The sequence below is a fragment of the Nitratireductor aestuarii genome, assembly GCF_014641695.1.
GTDB lineage: Bacteria > Pseudomonadota > Alphaproteobacteria > Rhizobiales > Rhizobiaceae > Chelativorans > Chelativorans aestuarii.
Genome location: NZ_BMIF01000003.1, coordinates 144,317 through 159,416 on the forward strand (window position 1 = coordinate 144,317; position 15,100 = coordinate 159,416).

The window sequence follows — 15,100 nt, forward strand, 5'->3', positions numbered from 1 at the left end:
GTCCGGAACCGCGAGAAAGCAAAGAGTCAGCGCAGTTCAGAGTTTCTGTGAAAGTCTGAACTGGTCTAGGCACAAAGGGTAGTTGGCGCAGTATCGAGTTTGGGCGTTTTGAGTTTCAGGTAGCAGTACCGGATTGGCTTAGTTCCTCTGGCAGGAACCAAGTTGGTCCGGCAGAATTGATCGAGTTGGTCAGCAGGCTTGAACGGAGTGCCTCCTTATGGATTTGCAAACGACGATACTGTCGGTCGCAGGGGGTCTTGGAGGACGCATCCTGAAGCGTGAAGTGCAGGACGGTGAGCCACACATCGTCGACCAGCTGATCTCCGAACGTACGATCCACCTCTCGAAGCACCCTGCCTGGCCTGTCCTCCGCCCGCTGCTTTACCGTTTCCTGCACTACCGGCAAGCGATCGGCATGGCCGACGAAATTGCCGAACTCTCCGGCTGGGACGCCATGTCCTACCTGAGCGAGCTTCTGTCGCTCAATGTCTCCGTTCGCGGTACCGAGAATATCCCGCGCAGCGGCTGTTTCATCCTCGCGCCCACGCATCCGACGGGCATCGCCGACGGAATAGCGATCTTTGATCTGATGAAGGGTTTGCGCCCCGACATGGCGATCTTCGCCAATCGCGACGCACTGCGGGTCAATCCGCGCTTCCGCGATCTCATCATCCCGGTGGAGTGGCGGGCAGGGGAGAAGTCCCACGCCAAGAGCCGCGACACGCTCGCCATGACTGCCAAGGCTTTCACCGAGGAGAAGGCCGTGATCCTTTTCCCGTCAGGCCGTATCGCCTACTGGCATGAGGACAAGCTCACCGAACGGCCATGGCAGCCATCCGTCGTAGCTCTTGCCCGCCGCTATGAAGTGCCGATCGTTCCGGTAAAGCTTACGGCGCGCAACTCTGGCCTGTTCTATTTCCTGTCGAAGCACTCGACCGAGCTGAGAGACATGACGCTCTTCCACGAGCTCTTGAACAAGAAGGGGCGAAGCTTCGACATCGTCGTCGGCAAGCCGATCGCACCCGCCGCCATCGGCGATGGTGAGCCCGCCGAAGTCGCCTCGCAGCTCCAGCGCCATGCAGTGGAGGTGCTGGCGCAGGATGCGGACGCAGAATTCCGTTCCTGCAAATGAAAAAGGCTCCGCGAGGGGAGCCTTTTTCGTACCTATAATGCCTGAACTCAGCCGATCTTCTGGCCGGTCTTGGCCCAGTCGGCGAGGAATGCCGAAAGTCCTTTGTCGGTAAGCGGATGCTTCACGAGATCCTTCAGCACTGCCGGCGGAACGGTCGCGACGTCGGCGCCGATCAGGGCAGCTTCCCTGACGTGGTTGGCCGAGCGGATCGAGGCAGCCAGGATCTCGGTCTTGAAGTCGTAGTTGTCGTAGATCGTCCGGATGTCGGCGATCAGTTGCATGCCATCGATGTTGATGTCATCGAGACGACCGATGAACGGCGAAATGAATGTCGCGCCTGCCTTGGCTGCGAGCAGCGCCTGGTTGGCCGAGAAGCAGAGCGTCACGTTGACCATGCGGCCGTCGCCGGTGAGCGCCTTGCAGGCCTTGAGGCCGTCGAGCGTGAGCGGCACTTTGATGGCAATGTTGTCGCCGAGCTTGGAAAGAATGTCGGCCTCGCGCATCATTTCCGCGTATTCGGTCGCGGTCACTTCGGCGGAAACCGGGCCCTTAACGACCTCGCAGATCTCCTTGATGACTTCGAGCATCGGCCGTCCGGCCTTCATGATGAGGGACGGGTTGGTCGTCACGCCATCCAGAAAGCCATAGTCATTCAGCTCACGAATGTCGTTGACGTCTGCGGTGTCGACAAAAAACTTCATCGATTTTCTCCTGAACTTTACCGGTCTTCCATCGCCGGTTCGGTGATTTGCGCGGGAATGGAAACTTGGCCTTGCTCTAATCCAAGAATCCGGCAAGGTCACGCCCAATGAGTCTAGAATCGAACGTAGAACGCGTTGTTCCTGTGATGGTCCCCATGCCTGCGGAGCGCCCCTACTCCTATGGGGTACCCATTGGCATGCATGTGGAGCCGGGATCGATCGTGCGCGTGCCCTTGGGCCCGCGCGAGGTCGCGGGCGTGGTTTGGGACGGTCCGGGAGAGCAGGTGGCGGCTTCGAAGCTGCGCAAGATCTGCCACGCGTTCGACTGTCCGCCGCTACCGGAAGAGATGCGCCGATTCGTTGATTGGGTGGCGAATTACACGCTTTCCCCGCCCGGCATGGTCGCCCGCATGGCGCTTCGTGCTCCTGCCGCCTTCGATCCGGAACCCATGACCGAAGGTCTGGTGCTGACCGACCTTCAGCCTGACCGGCTGACCCCGGCACGCAAACGCGTGCTGGAATACGCAGGTGATGGACAGGCATGGACCCGCTCCGGCCTTGCCCATGCCGCCGGTGTTTCATCGTCCGTCATCGACGGTCTGATTTCCCAAGGCGTGTTCGAGCACGTTGAAATCGCCGCGCGACCCATCGTTGCAATGCCGGATCCCACCTTCGGTAAGGGGCAGCTTACACCCGAGCAGCAGAGCGTCGCCGACCGCCTTCGGGAAAAGATCGCGGAAAGCAGCTTCAGCGCGACGCTGATCGACGGTGTTACCGGCTCCGGCAAGACGGAGGTCTATTTCGAGGCGGTGGCCGCAGCGCTTGAGCAGGGCAAGCAGGTCCTGATCCTGCTGCCTGAAATTGCGCTGACGCAGGCCTTCCTCGACCGCTTCCATGATCGGTTCGGCGCGAAGCCCGCTGAATGGCACTCGGATCTTGCTCCGCGCAAGCGTGAAAAGGTCTGGCGGCAGGTAGCCGAGGGGCAGGTGCGCGTGGTGGCGGGTGCTCGCTCCGCACTTTTCCTGCCGTTCAACGAACTGGGCCTCATCGTGGTCGATGAAGAGCACGATCCTGCCTACAAACAGGAAGACCGCGTCTTCTATAACGCCCGCGACATGAGCGTGGTGCGCGCGCGAATCGGCAACTTTCCCGTAGTCCTCGCCTCGGCAACGCCCTCGCTCGAAAGCCGGGTTAATGCGGAGCAGGGCAGGTACGAGCGGCTCGTGCTGCCCGTCCGCTTTGCACAGGCGGCCATGCCCGACATCGCGGCCCTCGACATGCGCCGCTCGCCTCCGCGACCCGGCGGCTTCATCTCGCCTGCGCTGATCGAGGCGATCTCGCAAACGCTCGACCGCAAGGAGCAGTCGCTCCTGTTCCTCAACCGTCGCGGCTATGCTCCGCTGACGCTTTGCCGTGTCTGCGGTCACCGCTTCCAGTGTGACAACTGTTCGAGCTGGCTGGTCGAGCACCGCTTCAGGAAACAGCTCGTCTGCCACCATTGCGGCCACCACGAGCCGCAGCCGGATGCCTGCCCGGAATGCGGGACGCTCGACCACCTCGTCCCCTGCGGTCCCGGTGTGGAGCGAATCGCGGAAGAGATCGACCAGCATTTTCCGGATGCTCGCACGATCATCCTCTCGTCAGACCTTTTGGGCGGCGTGAAGCGCCTGCGGCTGGAGCTGGAGGCCATTGCCAATGGTGAAGCCGACATTGTCGTGGGCACCCAGTTGGTCGCCAAGGGCCACAACTTCCCCGGCATGACGCTCGTTGGAATCGTCGACGCTGATCTTGGCCTCACCAACGGTGACCCCCGCGCTGCGGAACGAACGTTCCAGCTCCTGCATCAGGTGACCGGCCGCGCGGGTCGTACGGGCCTGAAAAGTAAGGGCTTGATCCAGACCTATCAGCCGGAACATCCGGTGATGAAGGCGCTCGTCTCGGGCGATGCGGAAGCGTTCTACGAGCGCGAGGTGCAGGAACGCCGTCAATCCGGCCTTCCGCCCTTCGGCCGCCTGGCTTCGATCATCATCAGCGCTTCCACCAAGCCCGAGGCGGAAGGCTACGCCCGTGAACTCCGGCGGGCGGCGACCCACGCATCCGAGATCGACGTCCTTGGTCCGGCAGAAGCGCCGATGGCCCTCGTTGCAGGACGTTATCGCTTCAGGCTCCTCGTCAGCGCTTCCCGTCGGTCGGACATCCAGTCCTACATCCGCGCCTGGCTCGCCAAGGGTCCAAAGCCTCGCGGAAGTATACGTGTGCAGGTCGACATCGACCCGCAGAGCTTCCTTTAAACATCGCGGATGTGTCTTTGCCGTCATGGCGTGAGGCGTTCAAAAGCGCTATACGCCCGCCAACCATTGAAGAGGTGAAAATGGAGTTTGCTTTCCCCTGGCCCTATAGCCAAGGCGAATGGCTGGCATGGGCTTCCGCGCTCGTGACTATCTTTATCGGCCTTGTCGCGATGTTGACGCCACGTCTGCGGCTCACTGCTCTTGGCCGAAGCGACGTTGCGCAACATCCTGAGGCGCTGGCAGAATCGCGCGCGCAACTCGGCGGCTTTTATGTCGGCATCGGAATCGCGGCGATTCTTTTTGCCCAGCCTTGGGTCTATATGGCGCTGGGTTTCGGATGGGCCGTGGCCGCCATCGGGCGGATTCTCTCAGCCCTCTTTGACAGGGCGCTAACTCTCAGGAATTTCGGGCGGTTGCTGGTTTCGGCAGCCATGGCTGCCCTGCCGCTCGTCTATGCCTTCGGGATTATTCCTTAAGCATAACAACCCTATCGGCGGGGATGCGACAAACCTGCCAAAAAGTTGCGGTTTCGATATGTTGCGAGTCGAGAAAGCCTGTGCTAGACGGCTCACGGCTCTAAGCTTTGGCTTCTCCAAGCCTAAGCGCCATAAGGATTTCAACAAGGTCTGGGATTAGCCCGAGTTTCCAAAACTCTAGCGTCCGATCTCGCGACCTAAAGCTGTGAGTAGGACCGTGGCACAAACTGGCTCAATGGTCTCCGGGGTGGCAGCGCGTTATGCACGCTCGCTCTTCGAGTTGGCCGAAGAAGCAGGCGCAACCTCCGCGACCGAGAAGGATCTGGGTCGCTTTGAGGCATTGCTTGAAGGCAGTGCTGATCTGAGACGCCTGATTGAAAGCCCTGTCTTTTCTTCGGAAGAGCAACAGAAGGCGATCGGCGCCGTACTTGATGGTGCGAAGATCGGTGGCCTCACAGGTAATTTTCTTCGAGTTGTGGCCCAGAACAGGCGTCTGTTCGCTGTGCCCCAGATGATCCGCGCATTTCGCGAGATTGCTGCCGATGCCCGTGGCGAGGCGACGGCGGAAGTGACTGCTGCCCATGCTTTGACAGCCGATCAGGAGCAGGCCCTCAAGGCCGCGCTGAACGATTTGGTTGGCAAGGATGTCACCGTTAAGGTGACGGTTGATCCTTCTCTGCTCGGCGGTCTCGTCGTTCGGGTTGGCTCCCGCCAGATCGATACGTCGCTCAAGACAAAACTTAATTCTCTCAAGGTTGCACTGAAAGAGGTCGGCTGATGGATATCCGCGCTGCGGAAATTTCCGCAATCCTCAAGGATCAGATTAAGAATTTCGGGGCGGAGGCCGAGGTCTCTGAAGTAGGCCAGGTGCTTTCCGTCGGTGACGGTATTGCCCGCGTTTACGGTCTGGACAACGTCCAGGCTGGTGAAATGGTCGAATTCCCCGGTGGTATCCGCGGTATGGCGCTGAACCTCGAAGTCGACAACGTCGGCGTCGTGATCTTCGGTAACGACCGCGACATCAAGGAAGGCGACACCGTCAAGCGTACGGGCGCCATCGTTGACGTTCCGGTTGGTCCGGAGCTGCTCGGCCGCGTGGTCGACGGTCTCGGCAACCCGATCGACGGCAAGGGCCCGATCAACGCCAAGGAACGCCGCCGCGTTGACGTGAAGGCTCCGGGCATCATCCCCCGCAAGTCGGTTCACGAGCCGATGTCCACCGGCCTCAAGGCAATCGACGCCCTGATCCCGATTGGCCGCGGCCAGCGCGAGCTGATCATCGGTGACCGCCAGACCGGCAAGACCGCGATCATCCTCGACACCTTCCTCAACCAGAAGCCGCTGAACCAGGGCGATGACGAGAGCCAGAAGCTCTACTGCGTCTACGTCGCTGTTGGTCAGAAGCGCTCCACCGTTGCACAGTTCGTGAAGGTTCTCGAAGAGCGTGGCGCTCTTGAGTACTCGATCGTTATCGCTGCTACGGCTTCCGATCCTGCTCCGATGCAGTTCCTTGCACCGTTCGCAGGCTGCGCGATGGGCGAATACTTCCGCGACAACGGCAAGCATGCCGTGATCGCATACGACGACCTGTCCAAGCAGGCCGTGTCCTACCGTCAGATGTCCCTGCTGCTCCGTCGTCCGCCAGGCCGCGAAGCTTACCCGGGTGACGTTTTCTACCTGCACTCCCGTCTGCTGGAACGTGCGGCCAAGATGAACGACGAGCTGGGCGCTGGCTCGCTGACCGCTCTGCCGGTTATCGAAACCCAGGCAAACGACGTTTCGGCCTACATCCCGACCAACGTGATCTCGATCACCGACGGTCAGGTGTTCCTCGAAACCAACCTGTTCTTCCAGGGTATCCGCCCGGCTGTGAACGTTGGTCTGTCGGTTTCCCGCGTGGGTTCTGCCGCTCAGGTCAAGGCCATGAAGCAGGTTGCAGGCTCCATCAAGGGTGAGCTGGCTCAGTACCGTGAAATGGCTGCGTTCGCGCAGTTCGGTTCGGACCTTGACGCTGCAACGCAGCGCCTGCTGAACCGCGGTGCACGTCTGACCGAGCTCCTGAAGCAGCCGCAGTTCTCGCCGCTGAAGACCGAAGAGCAGGTTGCTGTGATCTTCGCAGGTGTGCAGGGCTCCCTCGACAAGCTGGCGGTCAAGGACGTTGCTCGCTTCGAGCAGGGTCTGCTGAACCACCTGCGCGCTGAAGGCTCGATCCTCGAGGCAATCCGCAAGGAGAAGGCTCTTTCTGACGACCTCCGTGGCCGCCTGAAGAACGAGATTGAAACCTTCGCGAAGAACTTCGCCTAAGGACTGAGCGGGCATGGCTTCACTCAAGGACTTACGCAACCGGATCGCCTCCGTTAAGGCGACGCAGAAGATCACCAAGGCGATGCAGATGGTCGCCGCGGCGAAGCTGCGTCGTGCTCAGGAAGCGGCCGAGGCTGCTCGTCCCTATGCTGAACGCATGGGTGCGGTGCTAGCCAATGTCACCGCGTCCATTTCAGGTGACGACGCCCCCGCGCTGATGCGGGGGACGGGAAAGGACGACGTGCATCTGCTCGTCGTCTGCACGGCCGAACGTGGTCTGTGTGGCAGCTTCAACAGCCAGATCGCCAGGCTTGCGCGTGATCACACTCGCGAGCTTCTGGCGAAGGGCAAGCAGGTCAAGATCTTTTGCGTAGGCCGCAAGGGTTATGACATTCTCCGCCGCGAATTCCCCAATCTGATCTCCGATCGGGTTGAGCTTCGCGAGGTGAAGCAGATTGGATTTGCCAATGCGAACGAGATCGCTGCCAAGGTGATCGGTTCGTTCGAGCGCGGTGAGTTTGACGTTTGCACGCTGTTCTATTCGCAGTTCAAGTCCGTCATCAGCCAGATCCCGACTGCAAAGCAGATCATTCCTGCAGCAGTTCCGGCTGACGTGACCGTTGTGGATACGGGCGCGGTTTACGAATACGAACCCGACGCCGGGGCAATCCTGGAAGACCTGATCCCGCGCAACATCGCGGTTCAGATTTTCCGCGCTCTGCTCGAGAACGTAGCTGGTGAGATGGGCGCCAAGATGAGCGCCATGGACAACGCAACGCGCAACGCAGGTGAGATGATCAACAAGTTGACCATCACCTACAACCGCCAGCGTCAGGCCCAGATCACCAAGGAACTGATCGAAATCATTTCGGGCGCGGAAGCGCTCTAACGGATCGAAGAGGTACAACGAATGGCTAAAGCAGCGACAGGGACTGCGGAAGTCGCGGCCGGTGGAGCGGTTGGAAACATCACGCAGGTTATCGGCGCGGTGGTGGACGTCCAGTTCCGTGACCATCTGCCTGCAATCCTGAACGCCCTTGAGACCGACAACCAGGGCACGCGCCTGGTTCTCGAGGTTGCACAGCATCTTGGCGAGCACACCGTACGCTGCATCGCCATGGACTCGACCGATGGTCTGGTCCGTGGTCAGGCAGTGCGCGACACGGGTTCGGCCATCAGCGTTCCGGTTGGCCCAGAAATGCTCGGCCGCATCATCAACGTGATTGGTGAGCCGGTTGACGAAGCTGGTCCGATCACCGCAACGCAGACCCGCGGCATCCACCAGCCGGCTCCGGAATACGTCGAGCAGTCGACGGAAGCCGAGATCCTGGTCACGGGCATCAAGGTTCTCGACCTTCTGGCTCCTTACGCCAAGGGTGGTAAGATCGGCCTGTTCGGCGGTGCCGGCGTGGGTAAGACGGTTCTGATCCAGGAACTGATCAACAACATCGCTAAGGCGCACGGTGGTTACTCGGTGTTCGCTGGCGTTGGTGAGCGTACCCGTGAGGGTAACGACCTCTACCACGAGTTCATCGAATCCGGCGTGAACAAGCACGGTGGTGGCGAAGGCTCCAAGGCCGCTCTCGTTTACGGCCAGATGAACGAGCCTCCGGGTGCTCGCGCTCGCGTTGCTCTGACCGGTCTGACGCTGGCTGAGTACTTCCGCGACGAGGGCCAGGACGTTCTGTTCTTCGTGGACAACATCTTCCGCTTCACGCAGGCAGGTTCGGAAGTGTCGGCTCTGCTGGGCCGTATTCCTTCCGCTGTGGGTTATCAGCCGACGCTGGCAACCGACATGGGCGCCCTGCAGGAACGCATCACGACCACGACCAAGGGTTCGATCACCTCGGTTCAGGCCATTTACGTTCCCGCCGACGACTTGACCGACCCTGCGCCGGCTACGTCGTTCGCCCACCTGGACGCAACCACGACGCTTAACCGCTCGATCGCTGAAAAGGGTATCTACCCGGCAGTGGATCCGCTCGACTCCACCTCGCGTATGCTTGACCCGATGATCGTCGGTGAAGAACACTACTCGGTGGCCCGTGCGGTTCAGTCGACGCTTCAGCGCTACAAGTCGCTGCAGGACATCATCGCGATCCTGGGCATGGACGAGCTGTCTGAAGAAGACAAGCTCACCGTTGCTCGCGCTCGTAAGATCGAACGCTTCCTTTCGCAGCCGTTCTTCGTTGCTGAGGTGTTCACCGGTTCACCGGGCAAGCTCGTTGATCTCCAGGACACCATCAAGGGCTTCAAGGGCCTGGTGAATGGCGACTACGACCACCTGCCGGAAGCTGCTTTCTACATGGTCGGCACCATTGAGGATGCGATCGAGAAGGCTCAGCGTCTGGCAGCGGAAGCAGCCTGATCCATCAGCGACTAGCGTTAGGGAGTAGCGGATAGACGGACGGCAGACGCAGTGTGATCACGCAGCTGCCGTTCCCTGTTTGCTAGCGACATATGGCCCAAAACTTCAACTTTGAACTGGTCTCCCCTGAGCGTCTCCTCATTTCCGAGGAAGTTCAGCAGGTTGTTATCTCAGCGACTGAGGGCGAGATGACGGTCATGGCGGGCCATGCACCAACCATGACGACGATCAAGCCGGGTCTGGTTACGGTCAAGCGTGCAAGCGGCGAGACCGTTCGCTTCGTCGTGCTCGGCGGCTTCGCCGACATCACGCCGGAAACCTGCCGGTTGCTCGCTGAGTCGGCCAGCACCGTGGAAGATTTCGACAAGGCCGCCCTTCAGCGTCGTATCGCTGAGCTGCGTACCGAGATCGACAGCAACCTCGACCACGAGGCACGGACAAAGGCTGAGGAGTTCCTTGGACACCTCACGACGCTGAACCACGTGCTGAGCTAATACCGGCCAGCCTGGTATCGAGTTGAAAAGCCCTGCTCTCCGGAGCGGGGCTTTTTCTTTTTCGCGGTTGGCCTGCCATTGGGAGCTGGCACAGACCGCCTCGCACAGGAGCGAGGTGACAGTCACTCCAGCCTCATCCTGAGCTCGTCGAAGGGCGAGGGCTCCAGTAGGCGCTATAAGAGGAGCGAAAAAGCGTTCAGTAACCCTGCCGTGCGAGGCGCAATCGAGCCAACAAAAAAGGCGGCCCGAAGACCGCCTTTTTCGTTTCCGTGTACCTGTTGACTATTCGCGGTTGCTGCCCAGGAACTGGAGCATGAACATGAACAGGTTGATGAAGTCGAGGTAGAGACGCAGGGCGCCCATGATGGCCTTGCGGCCTGCAACCAGGGTGCTGTCGCCTTCGTAGTACATTTCCTTGATCTGCTGCGTGTCGTAGGCGGTAAGGCCAGCGAAGATCAGCACGCCGATCACCGAGATCGCGAACTGGAGGGCCGATGAGCCCAGGAACATGTTCACGAGCGAGGCGATGATCAGGCCGAACAGGCCCATGATCAGGAACGAGCCCATGCCGGACAGGTCACGCTTCGTGGTGTAACCGTAAAGCGAGAGCGCGCCGAACGAAGCCGCCGTGATGAAGAACGTGCGGGTGATGCTTTCACCGGTGTAGACCAGGAACACCGTCGACAGCGAGAGGCCCATCAGCGCGGCATAGATCCAGAAGGTCGTCTGCGCAGCCGATACGCTCAGCTTGTCGATGCGGAAGCTCATGAAGAACACCAGCGCAACCGGAGCAAGGATCACTACCCAGCGCAGCGGGCTGAGGTAGATCGCCTGGCCGAACGCGGTTAGCTGTCCGTCAACGAATGCGAAATTGAATGCAGCCAGGGCGGCAACACCAGTGATGGCGAGGCCGATAGCCATGAGGTTGTAAACGCGGATCATATAGGCGCGTAGGCCCTCGTCTATGGCCGCGTCGGCCCGGGCGCCGGTCGCCATGCGAGCCTGATAATTGCGAAGGTCTGCCATGTGTTCCTCTTCTTTGCTATTCCTTCCGTCGGGTGACGGCTCGTCAGCCGAACGCCGCTGGCGGAAGCCCAGCTTTGCGTACCTGAAATATGATGTTACTTGCCGGCGAGAACAAGACCTTATCTCGATGTAACGCCGAATTGTATCCGGCAGCTTAGCGAGCCATCTGTGGGGACAATGTCCCGCAAGTTACAGGTTTCGTAGCACCGGAGCTGCCTTGTGTCCTAGCACCCGCCATGTGCCTATGAGGCCGAAAGCCACCGTAAGGATGAGTGCGGTCAGGACCGTGGCAAGTGCAACTTCGGGCAACAGCAACCACGGCAGCTTCATGATCCGCGACACCACGTACCAGGAGGCAACGGCTCCGGCCGCGAGCCCGAACACCGCGGTCGCAAGCCCGATCAGCATGTATTCATAGGCAAAGGCCCGAATCAGGGTTCTGCGGGTGGCTCCAAGGGTCTTGAGCACCACGGCATCATGCACACGCGCCTTGTTGCCGGCGGCAAGCGCGCCCGACAGCACCAGCACCGACGCGATAAGCGCCACGGACGCCGCCGCCCGGATCGCTGTGGAAAGCTGGCTGACGAGATCGTTGACCACGTCCAGCGCATCCTTCACGCGCACCGAGGTGATGGTCGGGAAGGCCCGGGTGACTGCGTTGAGTGCCCGCGATTCATCCGCGGGCTTTGCATCAGGCGCGGTCAGCGTCGCCAGCCACGCATGGGGCGCGCCGGCGAACGTGTTGGGCGAGAAGACCATGACGAAATTCATCGCCAGCGTTTCCCACTCCACCTGCCGGAAGTTGGCAATCTTCGCGTTGACACTCCGGCCTAGAACATTGACCGTTAGCGTATCGCCGATCTTGATGCCGAGTTCACGGGCCTCTTCCGCCGAGAACGAGACCAGCGGCTCGCCGCTGTAATCTTCCGGCCACCACTCGCCTTCCACAACGGTTGAGTTCTCCGGCTTCGTCGCGGAGTAGGTGATACCCCGATCGCCGCGCAGCACCCATTCGCCTTCCGGCGGAACATTCAGCTCCTTCACGTCGACACCGTTGAGCGCCGTGATGCGGCCGCGCAGCATGGGAACGCGGATGAGATCGCCCGGCAGCTCCCGTTGCACGAGCGTACTGAAATCTTCCACTTCGTGCGGCTGGATGTCGACGAAGAAGAAGTTCGGTGCAACCTCGGGCAGGTTCCCAGCGATCTGGCGGCGGAGGTTTCCGTCGATGAGGGCAAGCGTTGCCAGCAGTGTCAGCCCCAGTCCGAGCGAAACCACGACGGAAGTCGTGAGTGCGCCCGGCCGATGGATGTTGCCGATCGCGAGCCTGAGCGCTGTGGATCGCACGCGTGGCGCGCGCCGCGCAAGCATCTGCACGCCGGAACCGACGAGCCGCAGCACGATGAACGCGCCAATGGCCGAGACAACGAAGATGACGGCAATTCGCCGCTCTTCCGCATGGAAGATGGCGAGCCCTGCGAGCGCAACGGCAATGACCAGCGCCGCGATTACATAAGAACGGCGCGGCCATCCCTTGGCATCGAAGCCGAGCTCACGGAAAAGCGCAGTCGCCGGCACATCCCGTGCGCGGCCCAATGGCAGAAGCGCAAACACCAACGTGGTCAGCACACCGAATACGGCGGCCAGCGCCAGCGCGCCGGGATAGAAGCCCACTTCATTCGAGATTGGCAGCAGCTGCTGCAAGGCAGTCCGCGCGGCAAACGGCATCAGTGCGCCAAGGACGAGGCCAACGGCGATGCCGATCAGCGCGATCAGCATGATCTGGGTGAGATAGACGATAACGACGAAGTTGCCGGAAGCACCAAGGCTCTTGAAGGTCGCGATCACCGCCCGTTTCGATTCGAGGTACGAGCGCACGGCATTGGCGACACCAACGCCGCCCACAACCAGCGCCGTCAGACCCACCAGCGTCAGAAACTGCGAAAAGCGTTCGACATTGGACGATAGGGCAGGGGCCGCATTGTCGTAGGTGCGCACGTTCCAGCCGGCTAGCGGGAAGCGTTCGGATGCTTCATCGCGCAACGCTTCGAGCTGGCTGCCGGAGCGTGGTGTATCAAACCGCACCTTGTAGGAATATTGGACGAGACTTCCCGGCTGGATGAGGCCCGCAGCGCGCAGACCCTCCATCGAGACCAGCAAGCGAGGCGCAAAACCGAAGCTTTCCGAAACGGAGTCTGGCTCGGTGATGAGTTCCCCGCGGATCTGGAAACGGCTCTTGCCGAGCGTAATCTCATCGCCGACTGCTATGCCAAGGCGATCAAGCAGCAGCGCAGGCGCGACCGCGCCAAAGCCCCCGTTCGCCTCACCCAACATCGCCGCATGGTCGAGCGCCGGTTCAGCCACCAGCTCGCCAAAGAGCGGATAGGAAGAATCGACCGCCTTCACCTCAACCAGTGCCTGATCGCTGCCGTCCACCCGCTGCACCATGGAACGCATGGTCGCGCTCTCGCCAACTGTTCCCAGTGAGGAGATCCATGCCCGCTCGTCTTCGTTCACCTCACGCTGGGTGAGGCGAAAACGAATGTCCGCGCCGAGCAACTCCTGCCCCTGACTGTCAACCGCCGTGGAGATCGAGCGCGCGACAGAGTTCACGCCGCCAATGGCCGCCACGCCCAGCGCAATACAGGCAAGGAACACGAAGAAGCCCGCAAGCCCGCCCCGCATTTCACGCAGAGCGAAGCGCAACGCGAGCGAAAAGCGCAGCCCTTTGGCAGGAGACGAATTCATTCGATCCGGTTGGGTCTTCTGGAGCATCTGGTTCACGCGCCGCCTGCCGTCTCGGCCAGGGGTTCTTCGATGCGGCCGGACCGCATCGTGACCTGCCGGTCGCATCGGGCTGCAAGGGCAGGATCGTGGGTCACGAGCACCAGCGTCGTGCCGCGCTCGGCTGCGGTCGAAAACAGCAGGTCTGCGATAGTGCGTCCTGTCGTCTGGTCCAGGTTGCCGGTGGGTTCATCGGCAATGATGATGGCCGGTTGCGGCGCGAGCGCACGGGCAATCGCCACACGCTGCTGTTCGCCGCCTGAAAGCTCTCCGGGATAATGCGTAACGCGGTCCTTCAGCCCCACAAGCGCAAGCTCCCGCTCCGCCACTGCGAACGCATCCGGGTGACCGGCAAGCTCCAGCGGAACCGCGACATTCTCCAGCGCCGTCATGTTGGGAATGAGGTGGAACGACTGGAAGACGATGCCAACGGAACGGCCGCGGAAGGATGCCACGGCGTCTTCTGAAAGCTGGTCGATCCGCTCGCCCGCGATCCAGACCTCGCCCGAGTCTATCTTTTCCAGCCCCGCCATCACCATCAACAGGGTCGATTTGCCCGAGCCCGAAGGCCCGACGATCGCCGTGGAATGGCCACGTTCTACCGTGAGGCTCACGCCCTTGAGCACGTGCACCGATGAGGCACCATCACCAAGCCGCAGGGAAACATTCTTCAACTCGATGACTTGTGCATTCAATGGTCTGTGTTCCTATATGGAGAGGACGGGTGCGTTTGAGCGAATATGGGGCTGCTTTTATGGAGTACAAAGTTTTGCGTGTTTTTTGCAGCAGAGTCTCCAGCCTCGCGAAGATTTTATTGATCCTCACCGTCGCAACCCTCGGTAGCCGCAATGTTGCAGCTGCCGAGCCGTTCCAGATCGTTGGTTTTGGTGACAGCCTTATGGCGGGCTACCAGCTGAACACGGGTGAAGGCTTCCCGGAGCGACTTCAAGCAAAGCTTGAACAGCTTGGCTATGATATATCAGTGACCAACGCAGGCGTTTCCGGTGATACGACCAGCGGCGGCCTCTCGCGGCTGGATTGGTCGGTTCCGGACGGCACGGATCTCGTGATCCTGGAGCTTGGGGCCAACGACATGCTGCGCGGGCTCGTGCCGGAAGTGACCGAACAGAATCTCGAAAAGATGATCCTGCGCCTCAAGGAGCGGGGCATCGAGATCCTGCTTGTGGGCATGTACGCAGCGCCCAACCTTGGCGCGGACTATATCCGTCGCTTCGACTCCATCTATCCGCGTCTGGCGGAAAAGCACGGGCTACCGCTCGTGCCCTTCTTCCTCGACGGCGTGGTGACCAACGCGAACCTTCTGCTCTCCGATGGAATGCACCCGAATGCGGAAGGCGTCGACCGGATAGTCGAAAACGTGCTTCCCGTGCTCAAGCCACTTGTCGCTCCGGCGAAAAAGAACATGTGATGGGATAGGGCGACAAACCGCTTGCCCCAGGAACGTATCGATGATTCGCTTGTTTTCATTAGGTCACTATTCGTCCATCAGCACTTTTAGATGAT

Annotated in this window: 13 protein-coding genes; 9 read left to right on the forward strand and 4 right to left on the reverse strand. The window is 60.7% G+C overall.

Annotated features, from left to right (window positions below):
- The first annotated feature begins 217 nt into the window (after positions 1-217).
- Positions 218-1,132 (forward strand): GNAT family N-acetyltransferase, encoded by a 915-nt coding sequence (locus IEX27_RS06815; RefSeq protein ID WP_188720197.1) that lies wholly within the window; start codon positions 218-220, stop codon positions 1,130-1,132.
- 47 nt (positions 1,133-1,179) lie between these two features.
- Here IEX27_RS06815 and fsa read toward each other — a convergent pair whose 3' ends face one another.
- A complete protein-coding gene (fsa, locus tag IEX27_RS06820) occupies positions 1,180-1,833 on the reverse strand; it encodes a fructose-6-phosphate aldolase (protein ID WP_188720198.1) in 654 nt (217 codons plus the stop codon).
- 107 nt (positions 1,834-1,940) lie between these two features.
- On the opposite strand from fsa, the gene IEX27_RS06825 reads away from it, so the two are divergent.
- The 7 genes from IEX27_RS06825 to IEX27_RS06855 all read left to right on the forward strand — a co-directional run bounded on the left by IEX27_RS06825 (position 1,941) and on the right by IEX27_RS06855 (position 9,766).
- The gene (locus IEX27_RS06825) at positions 1,941-4,124 is read left to right on the forward strand and encodes a primosomal protein N' (protein ID WP_188720199.1); all 2,184 of its coding nucleotides are present in this window, start codon (positions 1,941-1,943) and stop codon (positions 4,122-4,124) included.
- An 80-nt stretch (positions 4,125-4,204) separates the two neighbouring features.
- Positions 4,205-4,600: an AGROH133_08824 family phage infection protein gene (locus IEX27_RS06830; RefSeq protein ID WP_188720200.1), complete on the forward strand. Its 396-nt coding sequence runs from the start codon at positions 4,205-4,207 to the stop codon at positions 4,598-4,600.
- Between the two features lie 217 nt (positions 4,601-4,817).
- Positions 4,818-5,378: a F0F1 ATP synthase subunit delta gene (locus IEX27_RS06835; protein ID WP_188720201.1), complete on the forward strand. Its 561-nt coding sequence runs from the start codon at positions 4,818-4,820 to the stop codon at positions 5,376-5,378.
- The gene (atpA, locus tag IEX27_RS06840; RefSeq protein WP_188720202.1) at positions 5,378-6,904 is read left to right on the forward strand and encodes a F0F1 ATP synthase subunit alpha; all 1,527 of its coding nucleotides are present in this window, start codon (positions 5,378-5,380) and stop codon (positions 6,902-6,904) included. Before IEX27_RS06835 ends, atpA begins: the two co-directional genes overlap by 1 nt.
- 13 nt (positions 6,905-6,917) lie before the next feature.
- Positions 6,918-7,793 carry a F0F1 ATP synthase subunit gamma gene (locus tag IEX27_RS06845; protein ID WP_188720203.1) on the forward strand — a complete coding sequence of 292 codons (876 nt, stop codon included), beginning with the start codon at positions 6,918-6,920 and terminating at the stop codon, positions 7,791-7,793.
- A 21-nt stretch (positions 7,794-7,814) separates the two neighbouring features.
- Positions 7,815-9,272 carry a F0F1 ATP synthase subunit beta gene (gene atpD, locus IEX27_RS06850; protein ID WP_188720204.1) on the forward strand — a complete coding sequence of 486 codons (1,458 nt, stop codon included), beginning with the start codon at positions 7,815-7,817 and terminating at the stop codon, positions 9,270-9,272.
- 92 nt (positions 9,273-9,364) lie between these two features.
- Entirely contained in the window at positions 9,365-9,766 is a 402-nt protein-coding gene (locus IEX27_RS06855; RefSeq protein ID WP_188720205.1) for a F0F1 ATP synthase subunit epsilon, read from the forward strand.
- 282 nt (positions 9,767-10,048) lie between these two features.
- On the opposite strand, the gene IEX27_RS06860 is transcribed toward IEX27_RS06855, so the two are convergent.
- From IEX27_RS06860 to IEX27_RS06870, 3 genes are all read right to left on the reverse strand, one after another.
- Complete coding sequence (locus IEX27_RS06860; RefSeq protein ID WP_188720206.1) at positions 10,049-10,792, reverse strand: Bax inhibitor-1/YccA family protein; 744 nt, start codon at positions 10,790-10,792, stop codon at positions 10,049-10,051.
- 189 nt (positions 10,793-10,981) lie between these two features.
- Entirely contained in the window at positions 10,982-13,540 is a 2,559-nt protein-coding gene (locus IEX27_RS06865; protein ID WP_244630278.1) for an ABC transporter permease, read from the reverse strand.
- A gap of 32 nt (positions 13,541-13,572) precedes the next feature.
- A complete protein-coding gene (locus tag IEX27_RS06870; protein ID WP_188720208.1) occupies positions 13,573-14,271 on the reverse strand; it encodes an ABC transporter ATP-binding protein in 699 nt (232 codons plus the stop codon).
- A 59-nt stretch (positions 14,272-14,330) separates the two neighbouring features.
- Between IEX27_RS06870 and IEX27_RS06875 the strand changes: the two genes are divergently transcribed.
- Entirely contained in the window at positions 14,331-15,005 is a 675-nt protein-coding gene (locus IEX27_RS06875; protein ID WP_188720209.1) for an arylesterase, read from the forward strand.
- Positions 15,006-15,100 lie beyond the last annotated feature (95 nt).

Coding starts and splice junctions, on each gene's coding strand:
- IEX27_RS06815 (WP_188720197.1), top strand. CDS start 218: ATGGATTTGCAAACGACGATACTGTCGGTCGCAGGGGGTCTTGGAGGA.
- IEX27_RS06830 (WP_188720200.1), top strand. CDS start 4,205: ATGGAGTTTGCTTTCCCCTGGCCCTATAGCCAAGGCGAATGGCTGGCA.
- IEX27_RS06825 (WP_188720199.1), top strand. CDS start 1,941: ATGAGTCTAGAATCGAACGTAGAACGCGTTGTTCCTGTGATGGTCCCC.
- IEX27_RS06855 (WP_188720205.1), top strand. CDS start 9,365: ATGGCCCAAAACTTCAACTTTGAACTGGTCTCCCCTGAGCGTCTCCTC.
- IEX27_RS06860 (WP_188720206.1), bottom strand. CDS start 10,792: ATGGCAGACCTTCGCAATTATCAGGCTCGCATGGCGACCGGCGCCCGG.
- IEX27_RS06845 (WP_188720203.1), top strand. CDS start 6,918: ATGGCTTCACTCAAGGACTTACGCAACCGGATCGCCTCCGTTAAGGCG.
- atpD (WP_188720204.1), top strand. CDS start 7,815: ATGGCTAAAGCAGCGACAGGGACTGCGGAAGTCGCGGCCGGTGGAGCG.
- fsa (WP_188720198.1), bottom strand. CDS start 1,833: ATGAAGTTTTTTGTCGACACCGCAGACGTCAACGACATTCGTGAGCTG.
- IEX27_RS06865 (WP_244630278.1), bottom strand. CDS start 13,540: ATGAATTCGTCTCCTGCCAAAGGGCTGCGCTTTTCGCTCGCGTTGCGC.
- IEX27_RS06875 (WP_188720209.1), top strand. CDS start 14,331: ATGGAGTACAAAGTTTTGCGTGTTTTTTGCAGCAGAGTCTCCAGCCTC.
- atpA (WP_188720202.1), top strand. CDS start 5,378: ATGGATATCCGCGCTGCGGAAATTTCCGCAATCCTCAAGGATCAGATT.